This is a genomic window from Pseudovibrio sp. Ad46 (assembly GCF_001623065.1).
In the GTDB taxonomy this organism is placed as follows: domain Bacteria; phylum Pseudomonadota; class Alphaproteobacteria; order Rhizobiales; family Stappiaceae; genus Pseudovibrio.
Genome location: NZ_LMCG01000082.1, coordinates 93,566 through 106,895, shown reverse-complemented (window position 1 = coordinate 106,895; position 13,330 = coordinate 93,566). Strand labels below are relative to the sequence as shown.

10 protein-coding genes are annotated in these 13,330 nt (G+C 51.3%); 9 read left to right on the top strand and 1 reads right to left on the bottom strand.

The window, feature by feature from the left end; translation table 11 throughout:
* Positions 1-65: 65 nt before the first annotated feature.
* From PsAD46_RS26260 to PsAD46_RS26245, 4 genes are read left to right on the top strand one after another with little or no spacing between them, the layout of a single operon-like run.
* Entirely contained in the window at positions 66-1,157 is a 1,092-nt protein-coding gene (locus tag PsAD46_RS26260; protein WP_063308221.1) for a GTP-binding protein, read from the top strand.
* A 6-nt stretch (positions 1,158-1,163) separates the two neighbouring features.
* Positions 1,164-2,141 (top strand): WD40 repeat domain-containing protein, encoded by a 978-nt coding sequence (locus tag PsAD46_RS26255; protein ID WP_063308220.1) that lies wholly within the window; start codon positions 1,164-1,166, stop codon positions 2,139-2,141.
* Positions 2,142-2,160: 19 nt separating this feature from the next.
* Positions 2,161-2,685, top strand: a complete 525-nt coding sequence (locus tag PsAD46_RS26250) for a DUF2937 family protein (RefSeq protein ID WP_063308219.1) — start codon at positions 2,161-2,163, stop codon at positions 2,683-2,685.
* A gap of 26 nt (positions 2,686-2,711) precedes the next feature.
* Positions 2,712-3,653, top strand: coding sequence for a LysR family transcriptional regulator (locus PsAD46_RS26245; protein WP_063291085.1), 942 nt, complete (start codon positions 2,712-2,714; stop codon positions 3,651-3,653).
* A 14-nt stretch (positions 3,654-3,667) separates the two neighbouring features.
* Here the strand turns inward: PsAD46_RS26245 and PsAD46_RS26240 are convergent, their stop codons facing one another.
* Entirely contained in the window at positions 3,668-4,756 is a 1,089-nt protein-coding gene (locus tag PsAD46_RS26240; protein ID WP_063308218.1) for a Glu/Leu/Phe/Val dehydrogenase dimerization domain-containing protein, read from the bottom strand.
* A 230-nt stretch (positions 4,757-4,986) separates the two neighbouring features.
* Between PsAD46_RS26240 and PsAD46_RS26235 the strand changes: the two genes are divergently transcribed.
* The 5 genes from PsAD46_RS26235 (at position 4,987) to PsAD46_RS26215 (ending at position 13,325) form a co-directional block, all read left to right on the top strand.
* Positions 4,987-6,849: a DUF1007 family protein gene (locus PsAD46_RS26235; RefSeq protein WP_063308217.1), complete on the top strand. Its 1,863-nt coding sequence runs from the start codon at positions 4,987-4,989 to the stop codon at positions 6,847-6,849.
* Positions 6,850-7,553: 704 nt separating this feature from the next.
* Positions 7,554-8,642: a TRAP transporter substrate-binding protein gene (locus PsAD46_RS26230; RefSeq protein WP_063291083.1), complete on the top strand. Its 1,089-nt coding sequence runs from the start codon at positions 7,554-7,556 to the stop codon at positions 8,640-8,642.
* 129 nt (positions 8,643-8,771) lie between these two features.
* Positions 8,772-9,305: a TRAP transporter small permease subunit gene (locus PsAD46_RS26225; RefSeq protein WP_057461842.1), complete on the top strand. Its 534-nt coding sequence runs from the start codon at positions 8,772-8,774 to the stop codon at positions 9,303-9,305.
* A 6-nt stretch (positions 9,306-9,311) separates the two neighbouring features.
* Complete coding sequence (locus PsAD46_RS26220; protein ID WP_063290291.1) at positions 9,312-10,892, top strand: TRAP transporter large permease subunit; 1,581 nt, start codon at positions 9,312-9,314, stop codon at positions 10,890-10,892.
* Between the two features lie 450 nt (positions 10,893-11,342).
* Positions 11,343-13,325 carry an AMP-binding protein gene (locus PsAD46_RS26215; RefSeq protein ID WP_084404544.1) on the top strand — a complete coding sequence of 661 codons (1,983 nt, stop codon included), beginning with the start codon at positions 11,343-11,345 and terminating at the stop codon, positions 13,323-13,325.
* Positions 13,326-13,330 lie beyond the last annotated feature (5 nt).

Here is a 13,330-nt window from a genome sequence, read left to right as displayed (position 1 = left end):
CTATATTGAGGGCACGAGATTTATGCGCACACTAAGTGAGCGCACACCCATCCAAGGAGACGTAAATGTCCGAGGCTGCTGATAGCCGTATTCCTGTTACCGTGCTGACCGGATATCTGGGCGCAGGTAAAACCACTTTGCTGAATCGTATTTTGAGCGAAAACCATGGCACGCGTTATGCTGTGATCGTCAATGAGTTCGGCGAAATTGGTATCGACAATGACCTTCTCGTTGAGTCTGACGAGGAAGTTTATGAAATGAACAACGGCTGTATCTGCTGTACAGTTCGTGGTGATTTGATCCGCACCGTTGAGAACCTGATGAAACGCAAGGGTGCGTTTGATGCGATCATCGTGGAGACCACGGGTGTTGCTGATCCGGCTCCTGTTGCACAGACGTTCTTCATGGATGATGACGTGCGCGATGCGGCTAAGCTTGATGCTGTTGTTGCGGTTGTTGATGCCCGCCATGTCCAGCAGCGTTTGAAAGACACTAAGGAAGCAGAAGATCAGATTGCGTTTTCTGACGTGATTTTGCTGAACAAGACCGATCTTGTTTCAGCAGAGGAACTGGCTGGTGTTGAGGCGACGATCCGTAAGATCAACCCGTATGCGAAGATCCACCACACAGAGCGTTGTCAGATCGCAATTGCAGATGTTCTGGATCGTGGGGCCTTTGAGTTGGATCGTATTCTTGATCTTGATCCGGAGTTTTTGAAAAAGGCTGAGCACGCGCACGATCATGAGTGCGGCCCGGACTGCGATCACGACCATGATCACCACCACCACGACCACAAACATGATCATGACCACCCTGACCATGAGTGCGGCCCAGATTGTGATCACGATCATGAGGGCACGCATTCTGTGAAGTCCTATTCCTTCACGGTTGGCGATCTGGATCCGAAGGTTTTCTTTGACTGGATCAATCAGATTACGCAGATTCAAGGGCCAAACATTTTGCGCATGAAGGGAATTCTGTCGTTCAAGGATGATCCGCAGCGCTATGTGGTGCAAGGCATTCATATGATCGTAGAGGGCAACCATCAGCGCGACTGGCGAGATGATGAAAAGCGTGAAAGCCGCATTGTCTTCATCGGCCGTGAGCTGGATGGTGCTGCGCTGAAAACTGCGTTTGAAGCCTGTGTTGCGGAGTAAGTTCTGGTGCCTGTAACTGCTCCTCTTGATACCGATGGATTTGTTGTTTCTGCGACATTTCTGGGTGATGTAGCTGCCTTTGCCAGTGGTGAAGGTTCTGTCTTTTTTGCTGGTGGGCCGGAAACCCAGACACCGGTTCACAAAAACGGCCTGCTTTGTGCGACGCCTTCTTTAGATGGCAAGTCTCTGATCACCGGTGGCGGTGATGGCAAGATTTGTAAAGTTAGCGCTGATGGAAGTGTTGAAGAGCTTGCTGAGCAGCCGCGTAAATGGATCGACATTATTGCAGCTGGTCCGCAGGACAGTGTAGCCTATGCATCTGGTCGTACGGCCTGGGTTCGTCTGAAGAGCGGCGAGATCAAAGAATTTCAGCTGCCGCGTGCCTTTGCTGGTTTGGCGTTTGCTCCAAAGGGCATGCGCCTTGCGGCCTCTCGCTATGATGGTGTGACACTGTTTTGGGTGAATGCTGCTGGTGATCCGCAGGAACTGAGCTGGAAAGGTGCGCATAGTCTGGTCACGTATTCTCCTGAAGGAAAGTACCTTGTGACCACTATGCAGGAGAACGCTCTGCACGGATGGCGTTTGGCTGACAGTCAAGACATGCGCATGACCGGTTATCCGGGCAAGGTGAAGTCCGTGAGTTGGTCTGCCAAGGGTAAATATCTAGCGACCTCTGGCGCTCAGGCTGCGATCCTCTGGCCGTTTATGGGCAAGAGTGGTCCTATGGGGCAGGCACCTCTGGAGCTTGGCGTGCGCGGGGACAGCATGGTGACGACTGTTTGCTGCCATCCAACTGAAGAAATGGTGGCGATTGGCTATCAGGATGGCATGGTGATGGCCGTTCGGTTCCACGATAATGCTGAAGTGCTGTTGCGCCGTCCGGGTGCTGGTCCTGTTTCTGCCCTTGCCTGGGATAAGAAGGGGAACCGGCTGGCATTTGGTACAGAAGAAGGTGCTGCTGGAGTGATCACTCTGGTCGATTAACTTAGAGGGGAGGTTTGCAATGATGTTTGCAAGGGTATTGACGCTTGGCGTTGCGCTTGTAAGCGGCACTGTGACCTCTCAGCTTCCTGAGTTTGCCCAGCAATACCGTCAACGTATGGGCGGCGCTATTGATGCGCTGGAGGAAGTGAAAGCCGATTTTGTTGCCGATGCGACTGCAACCCACCGAAGCGCTTCTGCTGCATTAACGCATATGGCACAGAGCGCGGATGAGTTTGTGCAGTTGCGCGGGATGAGCGTTGAGCGGTCATTGGATCGCCTTGAGGCTTTGACAGAACAGCAATTGGCGATGGAAACCGCTGCTGTGTTTGAGCGTGTCTGGATCTTCATGAAAGAGCCGGACACCAAGCTTTCCAAGGCAACCTGGGAAGACTTTGAGCCTGCTGTGCCTGTGACCATTGAAGGTGGAGTGCTGGCTGGGCTTGGGTTTGCGGCGGGTTTGTTTCTTTTGCGGATGGTTGGCATAACAGGACGTGTGAGACGTCGCCGGAAGCGCCTACAAAGACAACAGGCTGATGCTCGTTGAGTGCGACCACCTATGAGGTTTGATCGATGGATTCCATCACACGAATTAGATGTTTTTTGCAGGTGGTAGAAAGCGGTGGCTTTTCGGCTGCAGCACGGGATATGGGGCGCTCCAAGGCGCTTATTTCCAAGTACGTGAGCGAGCTGGAAGACGAACTGGGCGTGCGCCTGCTGAACAGGACGACCCGTCAGATTTCTCTGACCCAGGTTGGTGAAGCCTACTTCCGTGAAGCAGGTGAGCTGTTGCAGCGGTTTGATGACCTGAAAGATGCTGTACAGCAAGACCATCGGGAGGTGCGTGGCCGGTTACGGCTGAGTGCGCCGCGTTCTTTTTCTGAGGCGACGCTGGGCAGAGTGCTTGCTTCGTTTTTGCAGGAACACCCGCGCGTTGAACTGGACATCGAGATGGAAGATCGTTTCGTCGACATTGTCGAGGAAGGATATGATGTTGCCATTCGTGTGGCCGAGCTTGAGGATTCAAGCCTGATTGCGCGGAAGATTCGTGACGTTCGTGTCGTGGTTTGTGCCTCTCCTGCGTATTGGGAAGCACATGGTATGCCTGAGAAGGCAAGTGATCTGGCGAGTATGCCCTGCATCATTGATACCAACTACAAGCACAAGACCAACTGGATGTTTCTGGCAAATGGAGAGCGATTTTCTGTTCCCGTTAAAGGGCCGATGCATGTGAACAGTGCGAAGACTGCGGTTGCAGCAGCGCTGGCAGGCCTTGGCGTTGTGCGTTTGCCGATCTTTTATGTGCTGGAAGAGTTGATGGCAGGTACGCTGATACCGGCATTAGAAGACTACGAAGTGCCGGGGCCTGCGATGTACGCGGTCTATCCGCATCGTAGGCATCTGTCAGCGAAGGTGCGTGCCTTTGTTGATTATATGGTCAACTGGCACAAGCAATTGGAGCAGCATGGTGACTGCCCCAAAATGCTTGATGGACCTCTGCCAAAAGAGGGCTAGATCAACCCTCTGTTTTAAGCTGGATTATGGTGATGCTGGAAGCGCTCTTCAGCCAACTCATCTGCGATGATGTTGGTTGGGCGCTCTTCTGCATCGGCCCGATCGAAGATCTGAGCAAGCGTGCCACCAATCGCGAGGGTCTTCTGACGCACGATTGAGTCTGATGCACCAGGCTCACCCAAAGCCACAGAGATGACGCCGCCTGCGTTGATAGCGTAGTCTGGAGCGTAGAGGATGCCGCGCTTCATGAGAGCTGCGCCGTCTTCCTGTGTTTCCAGCTGATTGTTTGCAGCTCCTGCGACCACAGCTACTTTCAGTTCCGGGATTGTTGCAGCATTCAGGCCACCGCCAAGGGCACATGGAGCAAAGATATCCGCTTTGACGAGATGTGCGTCGTCTGGAGATACGCTGGATGCACCGAGCTCTTCGATTGCGCGTGTCACTGCCGGATCATAGATGTCGGAGACAATCAGGTTAGCACCTGCTTCATGCAGCTGACGAGCTACGTCATATCCCACATGACCCAGACCTTTGAGTGATACCGTCAGGCCAGAGAGGTCTTCAGAGCCGAATTTGTGCTTGGCAGCTGCTTTGATGCCGACGAAGGTTCCCAATGCAGTGTACGGCGAAGGATCGCCAAAACCAGTGGCATCTGTCCCGCGGGCAAACTGAGTTTCGCTACCAATGATTTCCATATCATCAGAGCTGATGCCCACATCTTCTGCGGTGATGTAGCTACCGGAAAGGCGATTGATGTGTCTGCCGAATGCTCTGAGAAGCTCTGGGGTCTTATCAGTGCGCGGGTTTGCGATGATGACTGACTTTCCTCCTCCCAAAGCAAGGTCAGCCAATGCATTCTTATAGGTCATGCCTTTTGAGAGGCGGAGAACATCAGTCAGAGCTTCATTTGCGCTTGCATAGTTCCACATGCGACATCCACCGAGACCGGGACCGCGGTTGGTATTGTGAACCGCGATGATCGCTTTCAAGCCCGTTTCGTTGTCTGTTGCAAATACGATTTGCTCGTGGCCAGCGAATTCTGGATGATCCAATGGGGTCATGTAGGTATCGATCGTTATTTTATTATGCAATGGCACGTTCATTCAGCCCTCCCAAACGAAATTGAACAAGAAGCGTTGCGGGGATATTGGTTTATTCTTAAAGCAATATCCGGTTTATTTCGTAGGTGATGGGCATCAAATTCGGAAGAATTATCCGAATGGTTCTAAATTACGGGAAAAACGTATCTCAGGACCTTCAATAAATGGGTCTTGAATTTGCCGTTATTTTATTACACTTGTCGTGTCGGGTTCTCATATTTTGTTAAGGCGCCATGTCTCATAAGCTCCTACGGTTTTTGACCGCATTCTGCATGCTGCTGGTATTTCTGTTGCCTTCTCAACAGGTTGCAGCACATCCGCATATGTTTGTGCAAGCGCGCGCCGAGTTGGTGTTTGATGATGACGGGTATCTGACCCACATTCGGCACAAATGGCTGTTTGATGACCTGTACACGGCCTATGCCGTGCAGGGGTTGGATGCCAATCAGAATGGATTTTTCGAGAGAAATGAGCTGGATGAGCTGGCTAAGATCAACATTGAGGGTCTTGGAGAGTACGGTTACTTCACGTTTGGGGATGATAGCAAAGCGGAGATAGATTTCTCCGAGCCATTTGATCCGTCCATGAAAATGATCAAGGTGGCCTTTGATGATTACTGGTTGATCAGCGATGAAGACCGAGCAGCAATTGCTGAAGAGATTGCAGCTGGTCGCAGTCAGCCAGACACGAGCCCCGTGTCATTGGTGGAATTGAGCTTTACGCTGCCGCTCAAAGAGAAGATCAAAGCTGACAAGCCGATCACACTCGATGTTTATGACCCAACCTACTACATCGATTTTAAATGGCCCAAGGCAGATATGGCCGTGACGCTGAAGAATGCTCCCGGAAAATGTTCTGTTGAGCTGGTCCATCCTCCTGAGCTGGACGGGCAAATTGCTGCCCAGTTGGCAACGATCGGTGCTGACCAGCGTAATGTTCCTGAAGAGTTGCAGGGATACACAGCAGCGCTTGTCAATCAGGTGATTGTGTCTTGCGATGGTGTGGCGACTACAACAGCTTCTACGGGCAATACTAAATTCATTTCCGAGATTACACCTGGGCCAGTTGAGAGTGCACCTGCGTCTGCAGAAGATGCAGTGGCTGCGCTTGCGCAAGGTGGTGAGCCGATGACGCTGTCTTCCGTTTCTGAGCGTGAGACTGCGGATTCTGCTGAGCTTCGTGGCCCGGATATGAATATTTTCCAGCAAGGCATGGCGACCATTACCCGGTTGCAGAATGAGTTTTATCTTAAGCTGACAAGCACGCTGAGAAACTTCCGCAACAACCCTTCTGCCGGGTGGCTTCTGATGCTGATCAGCTTTGCCTATGGCGTGTTTCATGCTGCAGGGCCGGGGCATGGTAAGGCAGTGATTTCTTCTTACGTGATTGCAGATGAACAGACTTTGAAGAAAGGGATCGCGCTCTCCTTTGCTTCTGCCTTTGCGCAGGCGGTGACTGCGATTGTGCTGGTTGGTGGGGCAGGCGTTTTGTTGCATCTGACCAGTACGGCGATTAATGCGACAGCCCGCTGGTTTGAGCTTGGCTCTTATGTGTTGGTCTTCCTGCTTGGCCTCTACCTTGTTTGGCAACGTGTTTTGAAGCCATGGTTTGGTAAAAAGCCTGCTTCGAGCTGCGGTCATTCACATGACCATGATCACGACCATCATCAACATGAGCATTCGGAGCATGGAGAGGTTTGTTCCAGCTGTGGGCATGCGCATGCGCCGGATCCGAAGATGGTTCAGAACTCAGCCATGACACTCACAAGCATCTGGTCGATCATTTTGGCAGTGGGGCTTCGCCCATGCACCGGTGCTTTGATCGTGCTTGCGTTTGCGTTTTCTCAGGGCATGATTTGGGCTGGTGTGGCCTCCACGCTCGTGATGGCATTGGGGACAGGTATTACCGTTTCTATTCTGGCGAGTCTCGCAGTGCTCTCGCGTGAGGTTGCCTTGCGGATCTGGGGTGCTGACAGTCAGGCTGGTACGGTTATTCTGCGCGGTTGTGAGGTGGTTGGCGCTCTGACTATTTTGCTAATGGGAACGTTGATGCTGATTGCTGGGCTGAATGGTGGCGCAACGGCAGGTCTGTTCTAGATTACGGCAGTTTTTGGAAGAATCGCTCTCGAAATGCCTGAGAAATTTGCTTTCAAGCAATTTCGTATGGGCGTTTTCGAAGAAATTCGCGCTATCGTTAATGCGCGAACCTGTAGAAAACCACACCTTCGTGTGGATAGTTGTTTGTGCATCGGAACGCATCTTTAAATGTTAGCTGTCTTCGCTTTGCAATGCCGATCTGATTGAGGTCTAAGGTCTCGGATTTATCGGGTGGCATCGTGTCTGCGCACCTCTGCTCAGTTTCAACTGAAACTGTAGATTAGTTTCCTCTAAATTATTGTATTTTAAAGCATCTACCACCTGTGTGGCTTAATTCACCCAGAAAATTAATGGAGCAATGCTCAAGCCAGTTAGGTCATGTAGGCTGACTTATTAACATTGAAATAAAAGGCTATGAATTCCGATTTTGGAGGTTGATTGTTAGCCCTCAAGGGCGGAGATTCCTAAAAATGTTTCGATAGTTACGTTGCGGCTGGTTTCGGTTGAAAACGCATAGATGAGGTACGCTCAGTTGATCCAAGAATAATTAATTTGTCCAATAGAGTGCAGATTTCCTTGTATTTTCACGTAGTTTTAGGGTTATAAGAAGTTGGTCATGTTGTCGCAGAGATCTCAATGGAAGAGGTTCAATTCTGCGGAGGCATAAAGAGATTTGATTTAAGAAGCTCTTGGGAGGAGTTTTTATGGACCGCCGTAGTTTTCTGAAAAATGCTGGTTTGGCAGGTGCAACCGCTGGCGCAGCTACTCTTGCAGCTCCAGCACTCGCAGCTGGTAAGCGCGAACTGAAAATGGTCACCACCTGGCCTAAGAACTTCCCGGGTCTCGGTACTGGCGCACAGCGCATCGCTGACCGCATCACTGCTGCCAGTGAAGGTCAGCTGACTGTAAAGCTGTTTGCTGCCGGTGAACTTGTTCCTGCATTTGAGAGCTTCGACGCTGTTTCCAATGGTACAGCTGACATGTACCACGCTGCTGACTACTACTGGCTCGGCAAGCACAAAGCATTTGGCTTCTTCACTGCCGTTCCAATGGGCATGACAGCTGCTGAGCTGGAAGCATGGATGCATTTCGGTGGCGGTCAACAGCTTTGGGATGAGCTTGCTGGTCAGTTCAACGTTAAATCCTTCCTGGCTGGTAACACCGGTCTGCAGGCAGGTGGCTGGTTCAACAAAGAGATCAAATCTCTTGAAGACCTCAAAGGCCTGAAAATGCGTATGCCTGGTCTGGGTGGTGAAGTTCTTCGCCGTCTTGGTGCATCAGCTGTTGCGCTTCCTGGCTCTGAAATCTTCCCTGCAATGCAGTCCGGCGCGATCGACGCAACCGAGTGGGTTGGCGCATGGAACGATATGGCGTTTGGTTTCTATAAAGTTGCTAAGTACTACTACACCAAAGGCTTCCATGAGCCAGGTGCTGGTCTGTCCTTCGGCATGAACAAAGGTGTTTGGGAAAGCTTCACACCTGGTCAGCAGGAGTTGATCCGTTCTGCATGTATGGCAGAGAACAACTACATGTTCGCTGAGTACAACCACAACAACGGTGCTGCTCTGGAAACTCTCCTGACCAAGCACAACGTTCAGGTTCGTGACTTCTCTGATGACGTGTTCGATGCAATCGGCCGTAAAGCTGAAGAAGTTGTTGCTGAAGTGGCTGAAACAGATGACCTCTCCAAGCGCATCTACGAAAGCTACCTCAAATCTCGTAAGGAAACCTCTGCATGGTCCAGCCTTGCTGAGCGTAACTACCTGACAGCTCGCGATCGTATCCTGGGTTAATTTTACTTATTGCTGCACACGCTCTCCGCAATCCTTGCGGGGAGCTTTTCTTTCAAGAGCTCTATCTTGGCCTTTGGGGCCCAATAATAATCCTAGAGGCTTGGTTTAGACCAAGACGAAGAGGCGGGCATGCGCGCCCTAATGAACCTGATTACCTCAGTCAATCGTGGCATCGGCAAGAGCTGCGCCTGGCTGACTTTGGGCATTGTGCTTGTCCAATTTACAGTGGTGGTGATGAGATACGTTTTTGGTATCGGTTCCATCTGGATGCAAGAATCCATCACCTACATGCACGGTTTCCTGTTTATGTCGGCTGCTGCTTATACGCTAAGCGTAGATGGGCACGTGCGGGTCGATATCTTTTACCGGGATGCTCGCCCACGTATCAAAGCGATGGTTGATCTGCTCGGTTCGGTGTTCTTCCTTCTTCCGATGTGTGCGGTGATTATTTACTGGTCCTGGGGCTATGTGCTCAGTTCCTGGGCAATCTGGGAAGGGTCTCAGGAGGCATCCGGTATTCAAGGACGGTATCTTCTGAAGAGTGCGATTATTGCCTTTGCCGTTCTGGTTTCCTTACAGGGTGTCGCCATTATTCTTCGAAGTGTTCTTGCCCTTCGCGGTGACAAGAAGGCACTCGACTCATTTCGTCAGATCCAGGAGTAATCGGAGATGGATGGACTTCTTCATACTCTTGATATTTTGATGTTTGCGGTTGCCTGTATTTGTTTGTTGGCGGGCTTCCCTGTTGCATTTACTCTTGCTGGTGTCGCACTGATTTTCGCTCTGATCGCGTCGTTCTTTGGCGGCAGCGTGACGCTAGGCGCAATTCCGAGCCGAATTTTCGGCACCATGTCCAACGAAACCCTGATTGCGGTTCCGCTTTTCATCTTTATGGGTGTGATGCTGGAGCGTTCCAAGGTTGCGGAAGAGCTGCTGGAAACCATGGGCCGGTTGTTTGGGCGTATGCCGGGCGGTCTGGGGCTTTCTGTAACGATTGTGGGCGCTCTGCTTGCTGCCTCAACCGGTATTGTTGGCGCAACTGTGGTCACCATGGGGCTCTTGTCTCTGCCGACCATGCTGCGTAACGGTTACAGCCCGCGTCTTGCCTGCGGTTCGATTGCGGCCTCGGGTACGCTGGGGCAGATTATTCCGCCTTCCATCGTGCTTGTGTTCCTTGCTGACCAGCTTTCCAACGGATACCAGATCGCTCAGCGTGAGATGGGTAACTTTGCACCAGATCCATTCTCTGTAGGGGATTTGTTTGCAGGGGCGCTTATTCCAGGTCTTGCACTGGTTGGCCTTTACATTGTGTATCAGCTGTTTGTTGCGTTCACACAGCCGCACAAAGCGCCTCCAATGCGTGATGACGGGTCTGCGGGGCCAACCCTCAGTCAGGTTCTTCATGCTCTTGTGCCGCCAATTGCGCTTATTATCGCGGTGCTTGGTTCAATTCTCGTAGGTATTGCGACACCAACTGAAGCTGCTGCTGTGGGTGCAGTTGGTGCGTTGTTGCTTGCTGGATACCGCATGGAAGAAGACAAGCCTTGGCCGGTGTATCTGGCTGTGCTGTCTCTTGTTGTGATGTTGGTTCTGACATCCTTCATGGATCTGCGTGTTGCACGTAACGAGATCCCAACCGGTGATATGATTGGTATCTGGGTTGCTGGTTTTGCCTGCGCAGTGCTTGCTTATGGGTTGCTCGTTTCGCTTTACCGCGTGATGGCGAAGAAAGTGCTTATGCCAGTGATGCAGTCGACCACGCAGATCACCTGTATGGTGTTTGTGATCCTGATCGGTGCAACGTTCTTCTCTCTGATCTTCCGTGATCTGGGTGGTGAGGAACTGGTGAAGGAAGCGCTGACCGGTCTGCCGGGTGGTGCGCTGGGTGCGATCATTGCGGTTATGGCTGTAATGTTCGTGCTGGGCTTCTTCCTGGACTTCCTGGAAATCGTGTTCGTGGTTGTTCCGCTTGTTGCACCAATTCTGCTGCAGCTTGAGATGCCTAATGGTGAACCGATGAGCCCTGCATGGCTGGGTGTGATGATGGCTGTAAACTTGCAGACATCGTTCCTGACGCCTCCGTTCGGCTTTGCGTTGTTCTACCTGCGGGGTGTGGCACCACCGTCAGTGAAAACCTCAGACATTTACTTCGGTATCATCCCGTTTGTTCTCATTCAGGTTCTGATGCTGATCATCCTGTGGTACCTGCCGGAAATGGCAACATGGTTGCCAAAAGTGATCTACGGCTAAAAGTATTAATCGCTTAGTATATGTAAGGGGCGCGAGTATTCGCGCCCCTTTTTTGTTGCAGTGCCCATAGCCCAAAGTAGTGATTCTTTTTTGACTTAGTCCAATGATCTACAAAAAGGAATTGAAACCTATTCAAAAGTATTGGGCATTGATTTACCTGTAGTATTTCGCTTATGCGTGACAAATATAATGCATGTATACCTTAGTATAGAGTTTTTTGAATGTAACTCGTTGAAATATCACAGTTTTGCATTGCACAAGTGCTCAAGGTTGCAATGCGCAATGAATAAAACCCATTAAAAAAGCTTTCGTATCTTGCTAAGAATAAGTCCAGGGAGGAACTCGCAGGTGGAGGACTTGCGAGGCGGGGCTATTAGTCTTTCGTATTTCCTCAGAGTAAACAGGCAGACCAAAGGCACAAGATGACCTTTGGTGAGAGGTGATTCAAAGATGCAGGTGCCTCCGTCAGCGGGTATGGACACATTTCCGCAGTTGCTTATTCGGAATGCGCGGGAATGGGGGGATCGTCCCGCGTATCGCGAAAAGGACCTCGGGATCTGGCAGAGCTGGACCTGGCGTGAGGTCCTTGGAGAAGTGCACAAGCTTTCTCTTGGGCTCAAGAGCCTTGGGTGCAAAGAGGGCGACAAGGTTGCGGTGATTGGTGCAAACCGTCCGCATCTTTATTGGGTTTTTGCCGCCGTGCAGGCGCTGGGTGGTATTCCGATCCCAGTCTATTCTGACTCAGTGGCAGAAGAGATCGGCTACGTGCTTGGCCACGCAGAAGTGCGCTTTGCGGTTGTTGAAGATCAGGAGCAGGTTGATAAGCTGCTTGAGATGTCCGAGAAGCTACCGCTGCTCGAGCACATCATTTACGAAGACCCTAAAGGCCTTCGTGATTACGACCACACAAGCCTTCATCGTTACCTGAGCGTTCAGGAAGCCGGGCAGACCCTGCTCGACAATGATGAGAAGCTCGCGGATGACTGGTTTGATGCCGTTAATGCTGGCAAGAGTGAAGACGTTGCTGTGATCCTTTACACCTCCGGTACGACTGGTCGTCCGAAAGGGGTGATGCTGACCTTCAATAACCTGGTTGTTGCTGTTCAGAATGCGAACAAGTTTGATAACCTGGATGAGAATGCAGACACAGTCGCGTACCTGCCGATGGCATGGGTTGGTGACCATGTGTTCTCCTACGCACAGTGTCTTACAGCCGGGTACTGCGTGAACTGTCCTGAAGGTCCGGAAACAGTTTCGATTGACCGCAAGGAAATTGCCCCAACTTACATGTTTGCACCGCCGCGGGTGTTTGAGGGTATGCTGACGCACATCACAGTTCGCATGGAAGATGCGGGCAAGATGAAGAAGAAGCTGTTTGACTACTTCCTTAATTATGCGAACCAGGTTGGTGAGCGCATTTTGAACGGAGAGAAAGTCTCTCTGTTTGAGCGCATGAAGTACGCTGTCGGTGAGTTCTGCGTGTATGGGCCGCTGAAGAACGAGATGGGTTTTTCCCGTGTTCGTGTGGCTTACACTGCGGGTGAAGCTATTGGCCCTGAGATCTTCAAGTTCTACCGTTCAATCGGCCTGAACCTGAAGCAGCTTTACGGGCAGACGGAATCTTCCGTGTTCATTACCTCTCAGCCTGATGGCCAGATTTATGCTGATACGGTTGGCGTTCCTATGCCGGACGTTGAGGTTAAAATCGCGGAGAGTGGTGAGGTTATGTATCGCTCGCCGGGTGCGTTCCTTGGATACTACAAGAACGATGAGGCAACGAAGGATACCAAGACTGAGGATGGCTGGGTTCACACTGGTGATGCTGGCATGTTCCTTGAGAATGGGCACCTGAAGATCATCGACCGTGCGAAGGACGTAGGCAAGCTGACTGATGGCTCCATGTTTGCACCGAAGTACATTGAGAACAAGCTGAAGTTCTTCCCGAACATCAAAGAAGCTGTGACCTTCGGAAACGAGCGCGACTACGTTTGTGCCTTTGTGAATATTGACCTTGTTGCGGTTGGTAACTGGGCTGAGCGGAACAACATTGCATATGCTTCCTATCAGGAACTGGCCGCACATCCTGACGTTTATAAGACAATCCAAAGCCATGTGGATCAGGTGAACAAGGATCTTTTTGAAGAACCAATGATGGCTGGTGCCCAGATCAAACGTTTCCTTGTTTTGCATAAAGAGCTGGATCCGGATGATGGCGAGCTGACACGTACTCAGAAAGTCCGTCGTAACTTCGTTGCCGACCGATATGCGCCTCTGATTGAAGCATTTTATGCGGGTGAGACCTCCAAGCATGTGGTGACCGAGGTGACCTTTGAAGATGGCCGTCAAGGCACGATTGAAGCCACTGTCGAGATCCGGGACATGGACACCCATAGCACTAAAGCAATGTCCGCGATTGGGGAGGCGGCAGAATGACTGTA

What these genes read in the sequence shown, in the direction of transcription:
- PsAD46_RS26220 (WP_063290291.1), top strand. Translation starts at nt 9,312, where the DNA reads ATGGATGGACTTCTTCATACTCTTGATATTTTGATGTTTGCGGTTGCC.
- PsAD46_RS26260 (WP_063308221.1), top strand. Translation starts at nt 66, where the DNA reads ATGTCCGAGGCTGCTGATAGCCGTATTCCTGTTACCGTGCTGACCGGA.
- PsAD46_RS26215 (WP_084404544.1), top strand. Translation starts at nt 11,343, where the DNA reads ATGCAGGTGCCTCCGTCAGCGGGTATGGACACATTTCCGCAGTTGCTT.
- PsAD46_RS26245 (WP_063291085.1), top strand. Translation starts at nt 2,712, where the DNA reads ATGGATTCCATCACACGAATTAGATGTTTTTTGCAGGTGGTAGAAAGC.
- PsAD46_RS26225 (WP_057461842.1), top strand. Translation starts at nt 8,772, where the DNA reads ATGCGCGCCCTAATGAACCTGATTACCTCAGTCAATCGTGGCATCGGC.
- PsAD46_RS26230 (WP_063291083.1), top strand. Translation starts at nt 7,554, where the DNA reads ATGGACCGCCGTAGTTTTCTGAAAAATGCTGGTTTGGCAGGTGCAACC.
- PsAD46_RS26235 (WP_063308217.1), top strand. Translation starts at nt 4,987, where the DNA reads ATGTCTCATAAGCTCCTACGGTTTTTGACCGCATTCTGCATGCTGCTG.
- PsAD46_RS26250 (WP_063308219.1), top strand. Translation starts at nt 2,161, where the DNA reads ATGATGTTTGCAAGGGTATTGACGCTTGGCGTTGCGCTTGTAAGCGGC.
- PsAD46_RS26240 (WP_063308218.1), bottom strand. Translation starts at nt 4,756, where the DNA reads ATGAACGTGCCATTGCATAATAAAATAACGATCGATACCTACATGACC.